The sequence below is a fragment of the Okibacterium fritillariae genome (genome assembly GCF_052783725.1).
Map to the genome: position 1 here is coordinate 2139353 of NZ_CP199917.1, position 14724 is coordinate 2154076.

14 protein-coding genes are annotated in these 14724 nt (G+C 68.6%); 2 read left to right on the top strand and 12 right to left on the bottom strand.

From position 1 onward, the window contains the following. Nucleotides 1-14: 14 nt before the first annotated feature. Complete coding sequence (deoC, locus tag ACUWEX_RS09875) at nt 15-977, bottom strand: deoxyribose-phosphate aldolase (protein WP_445997636.1); 963 nt, start codon at nt 975-977, stop codon at nt 15-17. Between the two features lie 92 nt (nt 978-1069). Continuing rightward, the gene (locus ACUWEX_RS09880) at nt 1070-2014 is read right to left on the bottom strand and encodes a sugar-binding transcriptional regulator (protein WP_079728392.1); all 945 of its coding nucleotides are present in this window, start codon (nt 2012-2014) and stop codon (nt 1070-1072) included. A gap of 195 nt (nt 2015-2209) precedes the next feature. Here ACUWEX_RS09880 and ACUWEX_RS09885 point away from each other — a divergent pair, with 195 nt between their 5' ends. Further along, on the top strand, nt 2210-2908 hold the full coding sequence (locus tag ACUWEX_RS09885; RefSeq protein ID WP_445996125.1) for a maleylpyruvate isomerase family mycothiol-dependent enzyme: 699 nt from the start codon (nt 2210-2212) through the stop codon (nt 2906-2908). 68 nt (nt 2909-2976) lie between these two features. On the opposite strand, the gene ACUWEX_RS09890 is transcribed toward ACUWEX_RS09885, so the two are convergent. The 5 genes from ACUWEX_RS09890 to ACUWEX_RS09910 all read right to left on the bottom strand — a co-directional run bounded on the left by ACUWEX_RS09890 (nt 2977) and on the right by ACUWEX_RS09910 (nt 6528). Next, complete coding sequence (locus ACUWEX_RS09890; RefSeq protein WP_445997637.1) at nt 2977-3915, bottom strand: bifunctional riboflavin kinase/FAD synthetase; 939 nt, start codon at nt 3913-3915, stop codon at nt 2977-2979. Further along, nucleotides 3912-4361, bottom strand: a complete 450-nt coding sequence (locus tag ACUWEX_RS09895; protein ID WP_445996126.1) for a hypothetical protein — start codon at nt 4359-4361, stop codon at nt 3912-3914. The genes ACUWEX_RS09890 and ACUWEX_RS09895 overlap by 4 nt, the downstream gene beginning before the upstream one ends. 41 nt (nt 4362-4402) lie before the next feature. Beyond that, complete coding sequence (locus tag ACUWEX_RS09900) at nt 4403-4771, bottom strand: hypothetical protein (RefSeq protein WP_445996127.1); 369 nt, start codon at nt 4769-4771, stop codon at nt 4403-4405. After that, a complete protein-coding gene (gene truB, locus ACUWEX_RS09905) occupies nt 4768-5691 on the bottom strand; it encodes a tRNA pseudouridine(55) synthase TruB (protein WP_445996128.1) in 924 nt (307 codons plus the stop codon). Before truB ends, ACUWEX_RS09900 begins: the two co-directional genes overlap by 4 nt. Before the next feature lie 162 nt (nt 5692-5853). Then, the gene (locus ACUWEX_RS09910) at nt 5854-6528 is read right to left on the bottom strand and encodes a uridine kinase (protein ID WP_445996129.1); all 675 of its coding nucleotides are present in this window, start codon (nt 6526-6528) and stop codon (nt 5854-5856) included. 66 nt (nt 6529-6594) lie between these two features. Here ACUWEX_RS09910 and ACUWEX_RS09915 point away from each other — a divergent pair, with 66 nt between their 5' ends. Beyond that, complete coding sequence (locus tag ACUWEX_RS09915) at nt 6595-7518, top strand: A/G-specific adenine glycosylase (RefSeq protein WP_445996130.1); 924 nt, start codon at nt 6595-6597, stop codon at nt 7516-7518. 117 nt (nt 7519-7635) lie between these two features. On the opposite strand, the gene rbfA is transcribed toward ACUWEX_RS09915, so the two are convergent. The 5 genes from rbfA to ACUWEX_RS09940 form a co-directional block, all read right to left on the bottom strand. Further along, nucleotides 7636-8190: a 30S ribosome-binding factor RbfA gene (gene rbfA / locus ACUWEX_RS09920; RefSeq protein ID WP_445996131.1), complete on the bottom strand. Its 555-nt coding sequence runs from the start codon at nt 8188-8190 to the stop codon at nt 7636-7638. 150 nt (nt 8191-8340) lie between these two features. After that, nucleotides 8341-11184: a translation initiation factor IF-2 gene (gene infB, locus ACUWEX_RS09925; protein ID WP_445996132.1), complete on the bottom strand. Its 2844-nt coding sequence runs from the start codon at nt 11182-11184 to the stop codon at nt 8341-8343. 84 nt (nt 11185-11268) lie between these two features. After that, a complete protein-coding gene (locus ACUWEX_RS09930; RefSeq protein ID WP_445996133.1) occupies nt 11269-11664 on the bottom strand; it encodes a YlxR family protein in 396 nt (131 codons plus the stop codon). Nucleotides 11665-11776: 112 nt separating this feature from the next. Continuing rightward, nucleotides 11777-12766, bottom strand: coding sequence for a transcription termination factor NusA (nusA, locus tag ACUWEX_RS09935; protein ID WP_079728384.1), 990 nt, complete (start codon nt 12764-12766; stop codon nt 11777-11779). A gap of 162 nt (nt 12767-12928) precedes the next feature. Beyond that, nucleotides 12929-14704 (bottom strand): proline--tRNA ligase, encoded by a 1776-nt coding sequence (locus tag ACUWEX_RS09940; RefSeq protein ID WP_445996134.1) that lies wholly within the window; start codon nt 14702-14704, stop codon nt 12929-12931. Nucleotides 14705-14724 lie beyond the last annotated feature (20 nt).

Genomic DNA, 14724 nt, shown 5'->3' on the forward strand with positions numbered 1-14724 from the left:
GGGCCGGCTGCGGGTCAGTCGATGGTCACGTAGTCGGCGCCCGAGTAGTGGCCCGTCGTGAGCTTCTGGCGCTGCAGCAGCACGTCGTTCAACAGGCTGGAGGCGCCGAACCGGAACAGGTGCGGCTGCAGCCATTCCTCGCCCACAGTCTCGGCGACCGTCACGAGATATTTGATGGCATCCTTCGACGAGCGGATGCCGCCGGCGGGCTTCACGCCCACCTTCTCGCCCGTCAGCAGGTGCCAATCGCGCACGACCTGCAGCATGAGCAGCGTGACGGGCAGCGTGGCGGCGGGCGAGACCTTGCCGGTCGACGTCTTGATGAAGTCGCCGCCCGCCAGGATCGAGAGCCACGAGGCGCGGCGCACGTTGTCGTAGGTGTTCAGTTCGCCGGTCTCGAGGATGACCTTGAGGTGCGCGTAGCTGCCGTCGCTGCGGCGGCACGCCTCTTTCACGGCGACGATCTCGTCGTAGACCTGGCCGTAGCGGCCCGAGAGGAACGCGCCGCGGTCGATGACCATGTCGATCTCGTCGGCCCCAGCGTCGATGGCGTCGGCCGTGTCGGCAAGCTTGACGGCGAGCGAGGCGCGGCCCGACGGGAACGCGGTCGCGACGGCGGCCACGTTGATGCCGCCCTCGCCTCCCACGGAGTGGTGGGCGCCGAGCGCCTCGACGGCGTAGGGCACCATGTCGCCGTAGACGCACACGGCCGCCACCTGCGGGGTGCTGCGGTCTGAAGCATCCGGCGTCACGGCCTTGGCCGAGAGCGAGCGCACCTTGCCGGGGGTGTCGGCACCCTCGAGCGTGGTCAGGTCGATCAGTCGGATGATGGTGTCGAGCGCCCAGGCCTTCGAGGTGGTCTTGATGCTGCGGCTGCCGAGATCGGCGGCGCGCTGCTCGAGGCCCACGGCGTCGACACCCGGGATGCCGTCGAGGTAACGGCGCAGGCTCGCGTCGGTGATGGGGCCGTCGAGCATCTCGAGGGCCGTCGGCCGTGCCAGTTCTTTTCCGGCGTCGTGCATGAGGTCTCTTCTCGTTCTGTGGTGCTGGGGTTCAGAGGTTCAGAGGTTTAGGGGTTGAGCACCGCGCGGGCGGTCTCTTCGTCGGTGACGAGCACCGTGCAGAGGCCCGACGACACCATGGCGCGGGCGACGGCTTGTTTGGCCAGCCCCGCGATGACGGCGATGCTCGTGGGTGCGGCGCGCAGTTGATCGAGGCTCAGGCCGAGCGTGCGCTCGTCGAGCGAGGGGTCGACGATCATGCCGTTGGCGTCGATGTAGCGGCCCACGACATCCCCCACGGCGCCGCGGCGCACGAGTTCGCGCACGTTCTCGGTGGTCAGGTAGCCGCTGTGCACGTGGGCACTGTCGGGCCCGGCCACACCGGCCGAATAGAGATAAGCGGATGCCTCGGCGGCCATGCCCAGCACCTGTGCGACCATGCGGTCGCCCTCGATGCTCTTCTTCGTCTCGAGGCGTTCGAGGATGGCGGGGCTCGGCAGCAGAGTGGCGTCGCCCGAGGCCTTCTTGGCGATCGAGACGGCCGTTGCCGCGGCCGTGCCCGCGCGCTGGTTGAGGGTGACGCCGCCGTTGATCTGCACCACGCTGACACGCGTAGCCCAGCCGTCGGTGAGTTTGGCGGCGACATCGTCGAGCGTGCGGCCCCAGCTGATGCCGAGCGTGCGCGGAACGGGGCGCAGAGCGGTGAGGTAGTCGGCGGCACCCTGGGCGACCCGGTCGCGGATCTCGGCGTCGTTCTTGGCACCCGAGACGGGCACCACAATGGCGTCGGCCAGGCCGAAGGCATCGCGCAGTTCGCGCTCGAGGCCGAGCTTGCGGGCGCGCGGGTGCACGATCTCGATGCGGATGTAGCCCTTTTCCTTGGCCTGGGCGAGCAGCCGCCCGACCTTCCAGCGCGTGAGGCCGAGAATCTGGCCGACCTCGTCTTGCGTCTTGTCTTCGTCGTAGTAGAGCTCGGCCGCGCGGATGGAGAGGAGTTCGTCGCTGTCGGACATGCTGCACTCCTTCACGATCGTGGTGGGCGCCCGAGGGGGCTCCCTCCAGGCTAGGGCCGGCCCCTGCTCGTTTCAACACATGCGAGGTGTTTTGCTCATGTGAGCAGGTTTTGGCGGGGTTGGCCCGCGGCCGTTGGTGCGCCCCGCCGCACTCGCACCCTGTCCCCCGAGCGCACCTCGGACTAAAGTTGCTCCATGGCAGCTCAGCGTTTGCACTCCGGCCGCACCGCATCGCGGGGGCGCCCGATCGGCATGGCCCTCGGGGTCGTCGCCGACGCGCTCGACACGCTCAGCGACGAGCAGTGGGGCTTCCAGAGCCTGTGCGACGGATGGTCGACACGCGACGTCGTGGGCCACCTCGTGTGGCGCGTCGGCAGCCCGACCCACCGTTTCGTGGGCGACATCCTCGTCACGACGGCGCAGAAGCGGCACCTCAACCCCATGGCCTCGATGGACGACATCGCGCGGCGCGAGGGGCAGGCGCGCAGCATCCCCATGCTCGTGGCCGAGCTTCGGCGCATCGCGGCGCAGAAGTCGAAGGGGGTCGGTCGCACCAGCCCGGGCGAGCTCATGGAAGTGATCGTGCACGGGTACGACGCCCTGCAGCCGCTCTCGGTGCCGCTCGGTTTCGCGCCCGAGTCGACCCATCAGGTGGCTCGAATGGCGCAGGCCACGGCCGGCCGCGACGCCCGGCTCTTGCTGCGCAACCGTCGCCTCGTGGCGGCCGACGCGGGCTGGAGCATCGGCAACGGCTCACCCATCGTGGCCGACGCCGCGAGCATCATTCTCTATCTCGCGGGCCGCAAGGCGCAGGGGCCCAACCCGGCGAAGCTGGCGCGCACGCATATCGAGGCGCCGGGTAATGCGCCGTTCCGCGGGCCCGAGCTGGCGTAGCTTGCCGCAATGCGCCATCCCCGTCGCGGCTCCGTGCCGGCGCGGTCAAGGCGCCAGGCCGGAGCTCCTCAGGCAGTCTGAGTGAGGATTTCTCGCACCTTGGCGACATCTTCGTGCATCTGCTCGATGAGCGGTTCGATGCCGCGATAGGCCACCTGGCCACGCAACCGCTCGACGAACTTCACGTCGACGACGTCGTCGTAGAGGTCGAGCGTCTCGTCGAGCACGTAGGCCTCGACCTGTTTCTGCGGCACGCCGTCGAAGGTGGGGTTGTTGCCCACGGAGATGGCGGCCGGGTAGGAGGCACCCCCGCGCACCAACCAGCCCGCGTAGACGCCGTCGCTCGGGATGAGACCATCCGAGTCGGGTGAGAGGTTGGCGGTGGGAAAGCCGAGCTCGCGGCCGCGTTTTGCGCCGTGCACGACGACGCCGCTGACGGTGGGCAGGTGGCCCAACAACTCGGCGGCCTGACGCACCTCGCCCTGCGCCAGCAGTTCGCGGATCCACGTGGACGACACGCGCCGACCGTCTTTCGGGGCGACGTCTTCGACGACGCGCACCTCGAAGCCGTGCTGCCGGCCGAACTCGGTGAGGGTGTCGACCGTGCCGGCGCCCTTGTGACCGAAGCGGAAGTCGGCGCCGACGAGCACGACGACGGCGTGCAGGGCCTCGACCAGGATGTCGCGCACGAAGGCGTCGGGGCTTTTCTGGCTGAACGCCTCGTCGAAGCGCAGCAGCACGGTGTCGTCGACGCCCGTCTGCGCGATGAGGTCGGTCTTCTGTCGGTTGCCGACGAGGGACGACGGGCATTTCTCGGGTTTCAGCAGCGCGAGCGGATGCCGGTCGAAGGTGACGACGACGCTGCGCGCGTGGCGTGCGGATGCCTCTTCCAGGAGTTCGCCGATCACGGCGCGGTGCCCGGCGTGCACACCGTCGAACTTGCCGATCGTGACCGCCGACGGGCCGTAACCCGCGGGGATCTCGCTGAGATCGGTGTAGAGCATCAGACGGCCGTCCGCTCGCGCTTGCGCTGACCGGCGAGCCACATCAGGCCGAGCACGGGCAACACGAGCGGGATGAACAGGTAACCCACGCCGAAGTACGACCACACGGTCGGGTGCGCGAAGAGCGCCGGGTCGAGCACACTCCAGAGGCCCACGACGAGCACACCGGCGAGCTCGAAGCCGATGGTGATCCAGGCGAGGCGCGCGGCACCGCGCCGGGAAAGCACGAGCGCCACGGTCGCGACGATGTAGACCACGGCGGCGACGGCCGACAGCGAATACGCCACGGGGGCTTCGTCGAACTTGGTGGCCAGCTGGAACACCGAGCGGCCGGTGGCGCCGAGCGCCAGGATGGCGTAGACGACCACGAGGAGTCGGCCGATGCCGGTGATGCGACCGGATGCGGGGGTTCCGGCGGGTGCGGGGGCGGGTGCGCTCTGCTCAGTCATGTCGTATCGATTCTATTCTCGTTGCCGCAGGCCGCCCGCGCTCAGGCGCCCTGGACCGCCCAGATCTGGTACATGCGGTAGACCATGACGGCTATGGCGATGCACGCGACCCCCAGGATGACGGTGCTCCACTTGCTGCGGTCGAGCAGCGCCCAGAACCCGGCCGCGGCGGGCAGGATGAGGGCCGAGATGAGGTAGACGTAGAACTCGGGCACGCTGCCGGATGCCTCGTTGCCGACGAACGGAGCCGCGATGGCGACGACGAGCTGCACGATGAGGAGCACCTCGACGAGGGCGGTCGCCCCCATGGTGAGATCGTTGGGCTTCTTGCCGGCGAGCCCCGCGATGAAGCAGATCAGCGCCGCCACGACGGCGACTCCCACCTGCACGTAGGTGAACCATTCGATCATTTCGTGCCTCCCTGGGCCGGATCAGGCGGGAAGTTCACGACGGTCTTTCCGGCGCCGCCCCGCTTCTCGACGAGCCCGATGAGGCGCCCGTCGGGAGCGATCGCGGCGATCGGGCCGTCGGTGTCGGGCAGGATGTCGGCGGGGATGCGCTTGCCGTGGCCCAGGTCGACGGCCGTGTGCTCGTCGAGGTGCACGACCGGGAAGAGGGCAGCGGCGGCATCCGCGGGAGTGATGGACGCTCCGGCGACATCGAACCCCTCGGCCATGACATCAGCCAGCGTGGGCGCGCCGTCGACGTGGAAGGAGCCCACGCGCGTGCGCCGCAGCGCCGTGAGGTGTCCGCCGACGCCGAGCGCTTCGCCCAGGTCGCGCGCAAGGGCACGGATGTAGGTGCCCGACGAGCATTCGACGCGCACGTCGAGGTCCACGAAGCCGTCCTCGTCGCGTCGCTCGAGCACCTCGAACGTGGAGACCGTGACGACGCGCTCGGCGAGCACGACCTCTTCGCCGTCGCGCACGCGCGCGTAGGCCCGTTTTCCGTCGACCTTGATGGCGCTGACGCTCGAGGGCCGCTGCGAGATCTCGCCCGTGAGTGCGGCGATGCCCTGAGCGATCGCGTCGTCGGATGCCGCGGCCAACGCCGCTGACTCTGCGCGCTCCCCCAGCTCCCCTTCGGCGTCATCCGTCGACGACGTCTGCCCGAGGCGGATGGTCGCGAAGTACTCCTTGTCGGCGCCCACCACATAGGTGAGCAGCCGCGTGGCCGATTCGATGCCCAGGATGAGGAGGCCGGTCGCCATGGGGTCGAGCGTTCCCGCGTGCCCCACCTTGCGCGTGCCGGCCGCGCGGCGGGTTTTGGCGACGACGTCGTGGCTGGTCACGCCCATCGGCTTGTCGACCAGCAGAATTGCAGACACCACGTTCGTCACTCCTCGTTCAGCCCCGCAAGAATCTTGCCATAACCCGTGTGCCGGCCCGCGCGGGGGCGGGTCGAGGGTCGGTGCCGGGACTCAGCGGAGCCATCAGCCGTGCATACCGAACAACCGCCAGCCGTGCGGGCAGAACAGCCGTCGGCAGTTCGGTCAGCAGCTATCGAGGAACAAGCGACGTGGATGCGCGGGGTCGGCGTTGTCGATCACGGCCGAAGCCCGCGTGCGCGGATCGCCTTCGGCCTGGTACAGATCCTGCCCGCCCACGTAGCGCGCGTTCGAGGGAGCCTCGGGATCGGCGTCGACCCCCAGCGTCTCGTGCAACCGGCGGTAGGCCTCGCCGTAGGGCACGTCGAGGCGGATGGAGTAGTGCCACAGCCCGCGCAGCTCGGTGCGGTTGAGGAAGACGCCGTCGACGATCAGCACGGCGTCGCGTGGCGCGGTCGTCCAGGCCGATTGCGCCGTCTGGTCGCGCCGCTCGTCGAAGCCCACGAGCTGGAAGCCCGCGCTGCCACCCAGACGATAGGGCTCGATGAGCACGCGGCGGAACAGGCTGTAGTCGAACGAGTCCTCGAAGTAGCCGTGAGGATCGTTCTCTCCGCGGCGGTAGCGCTCGGTGCGCGGCCGGTGGAAGTCGTCGATGGAGGCGCGGAAGGACGCGCGACCCTGCTCGCGGAACACCTCGGCCAGGCCGTCGGCGAACTCCGCCGACCCCGAACCACCGATGCCGTCGACCGCCACGATCGTGCGCCCGACGCCGTAGTTGTGCGAGATCTCGTCGCGCAGATCGCGCAGAAGGACAACCCTCGGAGTATTCGCCAGCATCATGTTTTCAGCCTACTCCGCACACCCGACAGGCGTTCGAGCGCTCGACCAGCGGGTACTCTGAAACCGATGCCCGAATCATCCGAGTCGCCGCTGTCCGACGCCGCCGCACATGAGCGATCCTCGGGCCTGGATGTCGCGACGCCGATCATCGCGTGGTTCGCCGAGAACTCCCGTGACCTGCCCTGGCGTCGCCCCGGCTTCACGGCGTGGGGAACCCTGGTCAGCGAATTCATGCTGCAGCAGACCCCCGTGGCCCGCGTCATCCCGCGCCTCGAGGAGTGGCTCGCCCGCTGGCCGACACCCGCCGACCTCGCCGCCTCGCCGCCCGGAGAGGCCGTGCGCGCCTGGGCTAACCTCGGCTATCCGAGGCGCGCCCTGTGGCTGCATCGCGCGGCCGTCGAGATCACCGAGCGACACGGCGGCGTCGTGCCCTCCGACGTCGATCAGCTGCTGGCGCTCACGGGCATCGGCGACTACACCGCGCGGGCCGTCAGCGTCTTCGCCTATGGCCTGCGGCACCCCGTCGTCGACACGAACGTGCGCCGGGTCATCGCGCGCGCCGTCCACGGCAACGGCCAGCCCGGTCCCCCGTCGGCCAAACGCGACCTCCCCGCCATGACGGCACTGCTCCCGGATGATCTCGCCGACGCGCGTGCGTTCAACGCGGGCATCATGGAGCTCGGCGCCATCCGCTGCACCGCCCGCTCCCCGCAGTGCGACGACTGCCCGCTCCGCGACATCTGCCGCTGGCGCGCCGCCGGCTACCCGAAGTACACGGGCCAGAAGAAGGCCGTGCAGAAGAAGTACGAGGGCTCGGACCGCCACGTGCGCGGGCTCATCATGGCCGAGCTGCGGCACACGCATCGCCCCGTCACCCCCGCCGAGATCGCCGGCCTCTGGCCCGACGTCGACCAGCTGCAACGCGCACTGGCCGGTCTCATCGCGGATGGCCTGGCCGTGCCCGAAGACGAGGGCTACGTCCTGCCGTAGCTCCGGCTGCTGCCCGAGACCGACGCCGCGACAGGAACAGCAAACCGGCGGACACCCTGTGCCCGCCGGTCTACCGATCAGTTCTGTTCCTCGGCTCAGCGCCGACGAACGCTCACGCTACTTCGCGTCGTCGTTGCCCGAGACGGCTTCGTCATCTTCCGAGATGCTCGCGTCAGACGCGGCGGTCTCGTCGGCTGCGACAGGGGCACTGGCCGCGACGGGGGCCGCGGCAGCATCCGCCTCTTCGTCTTCGTCGTCATCGGTGACATACGGGTTCTCGTCACCTGCATAGCTCGCGCCCTGCGCCAACTTCAGCGCCTCGGCGTCACGCTCGCGCGCCGTGCGCAGCAGGTCTTCGATGTGCTGAGCGTTCTCGGGGATGGCGTCGAGAATGAACTCGAGCGACGGCGTCAGGCGCGCCGTGATGTTCTTGCCCACCTCGGAGCGCAGCATGCCGGTCGCGGACTTCAGCGCGGCCTGCGTGTCAGCACGCTCCTGGTCGGAACCGTAGACGGTGTAGAAGACGCTGGCGTGCTGCAGGTCGCCCGTCACCTGAACGTCGGTGATGGTGACGAACCCGAGCCGCGGGTCTTTGATGCCGCGGTCGAGGCGTTCGGCGATGACCACTTTGATGCGGTCAGCCATCTTGCGGGCGCGTGCGTGATCGACCATGGTGTCCTCTTTCTTTCAATCTGCGAGTTCGAGCTTATCGCTCGGTGATCGGATGCCTGCGCGCCCCGTTGTGGCTCGGACATCCGTTAACGGCCGGAGCCGGTCGGCCCGCCCTGAGGCGACCGACCGGCTCCGGTTCGGAGGTGGGGATTAGCCGCGCGGCTTTTCCTTCATCTCGGTGGTTTCGATCTCATCGCCGATCTGGATGTCGTTGAACTTGCCGAGACCGATACCGGCCTCGAAGTCCGTGCGCACCTCGGTGACGTCGTCCTTGAAACGACGCAGCGATTCGATGGCCAGGTTGTCGCCGACCACGACGCCGTCGCGGATGACGCGAGCCTTGGCGTTTCGCGTGATCGTTCCGGAGCGGACGATGACACCGGCGATGTTTCCGAACTTGGAGGAACGGAACACCTCGCGGATCTCGGCCACACCCGACTGGACCTCTTCGTACTCGGGCTTGAGCATGCCGGTGAGGCTCTGCTCGACGTCCTCGAGTGCGTTGTAGATGACCGAGTAGAACCGGATGTCGACACCCTCGCGGGCGGCGCGCTCACGGGCCTTCGGGTCGGGGCGGACGTTGAACCCGATGATGATCGCGTTGTCGATCGTCGCCAGGTTGACGTCGGACTCGGTGACGGCACCCACACCACGGTGGATGATGCGCAGCTGCACGCTGTCGTCGACCTCGATCTTGAGCAGCGATTCTTCGAGCGCTTCGACAGCACCCGACACGTCGCCCTTGATGATGAGGTTGAGCGACTCGACCTTGCCCTCTTCGAGTGCGCGGGTGAAGTCCTCGAGACTGATGCGCTTGCGGGCCTTGGCCAGCGAGGCGTTGCGCTCGGCGGCTTCACGCTTCTCGGCGATCTGACGGGCGGTGCGGTCTTCCTCGGTGACGAGGAACGTGTCGCCGGCGCGGGGAACGCTCGACAGACCCTGAACCTGCACGGGGCGCGACGGGCCGGCCTCGGCGACGGTGTCGCCGTTCTCGTCGACCATCGCTCGCACACGGCCATAAGCCGTGCCGGCGACGATGGCGTCTCCGACGCGCAGCGTTCCCGACTGGATGAGCACGGTGGCAACCGAACCGCGGCCCTTGTCGAGCTTCGCTTCGATGGCCACACCGCGTGCGTCCTTATCGGGGTTGGCGCGCAGGTCGAGCCCGGCGTCTGCGGTGAGCAGAACGGCGTCGAGCAGGTCCTGGATGCCCACGTTCTCGCGAGCCGAGACGTTGACGAACATGACGTCTCCACCGTATTCCTCGGCAACCAGACCGTATTCGGTCAGCTGCTGACGAACCTTGGCGGGGTTGGCGTCGGGCTTGTCGATCTTGTTCACCGCGACCACGATCGGCACGTTGGCCGCCTGGGCGTGGTTCAAGGCCTCGACCGTCTGCGGCATGATGCCGTCGTCGGCCGCGACCACGAGGATCGCAATGTCGGTCACCTGCGCACCACGTGCACGCATGGCGGTGAACGCCTCGTGACCCGGGGTGTCGATGAAGGTGATGGCGCGCTCGAGGCCCTCGTGCTCGGTGACGACCTGGTAGGCACCGATGTGCTGCGTGATGCCACCGGCCTCGCCGGCGACGACGTTGGCGTTACGGATGGCATCGAGCAGACGGGTCTTACCGTGGTCGACGTGACCCATGACCGTGACGACGGGGGGACGGATGACCAGCTGGTCGTCGCCCTCGTCTTCGAGCTCCTGGTCGAGGTCGATGTCGAAGCCCTCGAGCAGCTCGCGGTCTTCGTCCTCGGGCGAAACCATCTGGATCTTGTAGCCGAGTTCGTCGCCGAGCACCTCGAAGGTGGCCTCGTCGAGCGACTCCGTGGCCGTGGCCATCTCACCGAGGTGGAAGAGAACCGTGACCAGGTTTCCGGGGCTCGCGTCGATCTTGTCGGCGAAGTCCGAGATCGAGGCACCGCGTCGCAGGCGGACGACCGTGTTGCCGTCGCCGCGGGGAACGCTCACGCCACCCAGCGACGGGGCCTCCCGCAGCTCGAATTCCTGCCTCTTCGTACGCTTCGACTTGCGCGACTTGCTCTTGCCGCCACCACGACCGAACGCACCGGCGGTTCCACCACCGGGGCCACGGCCGCGACCGCCGCCGCCACCCGCGGGACGCGAGGGGCCGAAGCCGGGACGCTGGAAGCCACCAGCCGCGGGGGCGCCACCGGCACCGCCGGGACGCTGGAAGCCGCCGCCACCGGGGCGACCGGCTCCACCCGGACGACCGGGACCGCCGGGGCGCTGACCCTGAGCCGGCTGACCGGGACGGGGGCTGCCGGGGCGAGGAGCCTGCGGGCGAGGAATGTTGGCCGGCGTCGGACGCTGGCCCATGCCCTGCGCGCTGGCGAAGGGGTTGTTGCCGGGACGCGGCGGGCGCTGACCCATGCCCTGCGACGACGCGAAGGGGTTGTTGCCCGGACGCGGGGCGCCGGGACGGGCACCTGCTGCGCCACCCGGACGGGGAGGAGCGGCGGGGCCAGGGGTCGGCTTGGAGGACGAGGGAGCGGCCGACGACTCTGCCGAGGCGGCGTCAGGCGCTGCAGCAGCTTCGGTCTTCGGCGCGGCAGCTGCGGGCGTCGGAGCGGATGCGGCGGCGGGCTTCTCGGCGGCCGGTGCGGCGGGCGCAGCCGGGGCCGGAGCGGCCGGAGCGGGGGTTGCCGCGGCGGGCGCGGGAGCCGGAGCATCCTGAGCCTTCTTGGCCGTTGCGGGCGTGGGGCCCGACGACGGCTTCGCCGCGGACTTGGCACCCGTTGCGGGAGCCTTGGCCGCGGGAGCCTTGGGCGCGGGTGCGCCAGACTCTGCGGGAGCCTTCGACGCCTCGGACTCCAGCGCCGCACGCAGCTTGCGCGCGACGGGGGGTTCGATCGTCGAAGACGGGGACTTGACGAACTCGCCAAGCTCTTTCAATTTCGCAAGGGCGACCTTGCTGTCGACACCGAGTTCGGATGCGATCTCGTGTACGCGTGGTTTTCCAGCCACTATTCTCCTGTCTGGGTCTGACCCCGGACAGGGCAGACCTCACTTACGGACGGGTCTCATTTCGAGCCGCTCATTAGTTGTCCATTAGCCGTTCAGCCATTTCTCTAGGTGTGTCGTGTCGATGGCGTTACCAGCGCGAAGAGCGCGACCGAAAGCTCGGCGTTTCTCTGCGAGGTGGTAACAATCGAGATTCGGATGGATCCATGCCCCTCGACCGGGCAGAACCGCCGCCTCATCGACGACGAGCTCCGTACCGCGCGCGACGAATCGCAAGAGGTGGGTTTGTGGGGCACGTGAACGGCATCCGACGCACGTTCGTAGTGGTTCCATCGTAGCACTCCCCTCCTGACATGGGTTCAGCCACTCACTTTTGGGGGGAAGGGTGAGTGGCTGGGGGGTGTGATGAGCGTTGGGGGCAAGGGCCTTCGGGGCGGGAGACTTCGAGGCCGGGGCCTTCGGGGTGATGCGTTGGGGTTGCATGGGCTAGAGGCCGCGCGGTGGTGGCTGAATAGCTGCGCTTGTGCTCGGGCGAAGCCCGAGACCGGGGAGAGACGGCTGATTCGCCGTCTCTCCCCGGCGCGAAGATCGACCTCTAATCGGATTCCATTACGGAATCCGGTTGGATGTCGATCTTCGCGCCCGTCAGCTTCGCGGCGAGGCGGGCGTTCTGGCCCTCCTTGCCGATCGCGAGCGAGAGCTGGTAGTCGGGCACCAGGGCGCGAACGGCCTTGGTGGCCTCGTCGAGCACGAAAGCGCTCGAGACCTTGGCGGGCGACAGCGCGTTGGCGACGAAGACCGGCAGGTTCGGCGAGTAGTCGACGATGTCGATCTTCTCGTTGCCGAGCTCGTCGGTGACGGCGCGCACGCGGCGGCCGAGCTCGCCGATGCAGGCGCCCTTGGCGTTGACGCTCGGGTCGTTGGCCTTGACCGCGATCTTCGTGCGGTGGCCGGCCTCGCGGGCCAGCGAGATGATCTCGACGACGCCCGACGCGATCTCGGGAACCTCGAGCGCGAACAGCTTGCGCACGAGACCCGGGTGGGTGCGCGAGACCGTGATCTGCGGACCCTTCTGCCCCTTCGCCACCGAGGTGACGTAGACACGGATGCGTGAACCGTGCTTGTAGTCCTCGCCCGGCACCTGCTCCTCGGGAGGCATGATGGCCTCGACCGTTCCCAGGTCGACGTGGATCATACGCGGGTTCGGACCCTGCTGGATCACACCGGCGACGATGTCGCCCTCGCGGCCCTTGAACTGGCCGAGAACAGCGTCGTCAGCGATATCGCGCAGACGCTGGTTGATGACCTGCTTGGCGGCGAAAGCGGCGATGCGGCCGAAGTCATCCGGCATGGTCTCGGACTCACCGATGACGACACCCTCTTCGTCGCGCTCGGGAATGAGAACCGACACGTGGCCGGTCTTGCGGTTGAGTTCGACCCGGGCTTCTGGAGCATCCTGGCCGCCCTGCGTCTCACTCTTGATGTAGGCGGTCAAGATCGCCTGCTCGATGATGTGCACGAGCTCGTCGAACGGGATCTCTCGTTCCCGCTCCATCATCTTCAAAACGGTGAGGTCGATATCCACCGGCGGCCTCCTCTATTCAGATACATCCGTTCACCAAGAACGGAACAACTTGCTAGCGTACCGGACTCGGGGCCCGCACGACACCACGCAGTGAGCGAGGAGACGTGCAGGACGACGAGCGGGCTTTCGAACGAGCCCCTGCGGTAGAGAGTCGAGCGTGACTCAGATTGTGCGCTGGGCCTGCAGGCGCTCGACGACCTCGGCGATGGGCACCTCGGTGCGCTCGCCCGAACGGCGGTCCCACAGCTCGACGACGCCGTCGGCCACGCCGCGGCCGACGATGACGATCTTCGGCACGCCGATGAGCTCGGCATCGCCGAACTTCACACCGGGCGACACCTTGGGGCGGTCGTCGTAGAGCACGTCGTAGCCGGCACCCTCGAGCGCCTGGGCTACGCCGTCGGCGGCCTCGAAGACCGCCTGGTCGCGGCCCGTGGCGATGACGTAGGCGTCGAACGGGGCGACGTTCTCGGGCCAGATGAGGCCCTTCTCGTCGTTGTTGCCCTCGGCGATGATCGCCAGGGCGCGCGTGACGCCGATGCCGTAGGAGCCCATGGTCACCGTGACGAGCTTGCCGTTCTCGTCGAGCACCTTCAGGCCGAGCGCTTCGGCGTACTTGCGGCCGAGCTGGAACACGTGGCCGATCTCCATGCCGCGGGCGAGGTGCACGGGGCCCGAGCCATCCGGTGCCTCGTCGCCCTCGCGCACGGCGGCCGTCTCGACGACGCCGTCGGCCGTGAAGTCGCGACCGGCGACCAGGCCGAAGACGTGCTTGCCCTCGACGTTGGCGCCCGTGATCCACGACGTGCCGTCGACGACGCGGGGGTCGAGCACGTAGCGGATGCCCGTGCTGCCGTTCTCGCCGAGCACGAGGCCGCGCTGGTCGCCGGGCCCGATGTAGCCCTTGACGAGACCGGGGTGCTTGGCGAAGTCCTCGGCCGTGGCGGCTTCGACCTCGGCGGGGGCGAACGCCACCTCGGCGCGCTTCAGGTCGACGTCGCGGTCGCCCGGCAGGCCCACGATGACGAGCTCACGCGTTCCGTCGAGGTGGGTGAGCGCGAGCACCACGTTCTTCAGGGTGTCGGCGGCCGTCCAGGGCTCTCCGTCGCGGGGCGCCTGGGCGTTGGCCACGTCGACGAGCGTCTGGATGGTGGGGGTGTCGGGTGTGTCGCGCACGACCGCCTCGGGCAGCCCCTCGATGGGGAGCGCCTCGGGGACGACGGTCGTGAACGCCTCGACGTTGGCCGCGTAGCCGTGGTCGGAGCGCACGAACGTGTCCTCGCCGACGGGCGTGGGGTGCAGGAACTCTTCGCTGCGCGAGCCACCCATGGCCCCGGCATCCGCCTTGACGATGACGTATTCGAGGCCGAGGCGCTGGAAGATGCGCTCGTAGGCGTCGCGCTGGGCCTGGTAGCTCGCGTCGAGGCCCGCGTCGGTGTAGTCGAAGGAGTAGGCGTCCTTCATGGTGAATTCGCGGCCGCGCAGGAGGCCGGCGCGGGGGCGGGCCTCGTCGCGGTACTTGTCCTGGATCTGGAAGATCGACAGCGGCAGGTCTTTGTAGCTGCCGTAGAGGTCCTTGACGAGGAGCGTGAACGCTTCTTCGTGCGTGGGGGCCAGCAGGTAGTCGGCACCCTTGCGGTCGTGCAGGCGGAACAGGGCGTCGCCGTATTCGGTCCACCGGTTGGTGATCTCGTAGGGCTCGCGCGGCAGCAGGGCGGGGAAATGCACCTCGTGCGCGCCGGCCGCGGCCATCTCCTCGCGGATGATCTGCTCGATCTTGTTCTTGACCCGCAGGCCGATGGGCAGCCAGGCGAAGACGCCGGGGGCCTGGCGGCGGATGTAGCCCGCGCGCACCAGCAACCGGTGACTCGTCACCTCCGCATCGGAGGGATCTTCACGGAGGGTGCGGAGGAAGTAATTACTGAGACGCGTGACCACCTGACCATGTTAGTGGCAGG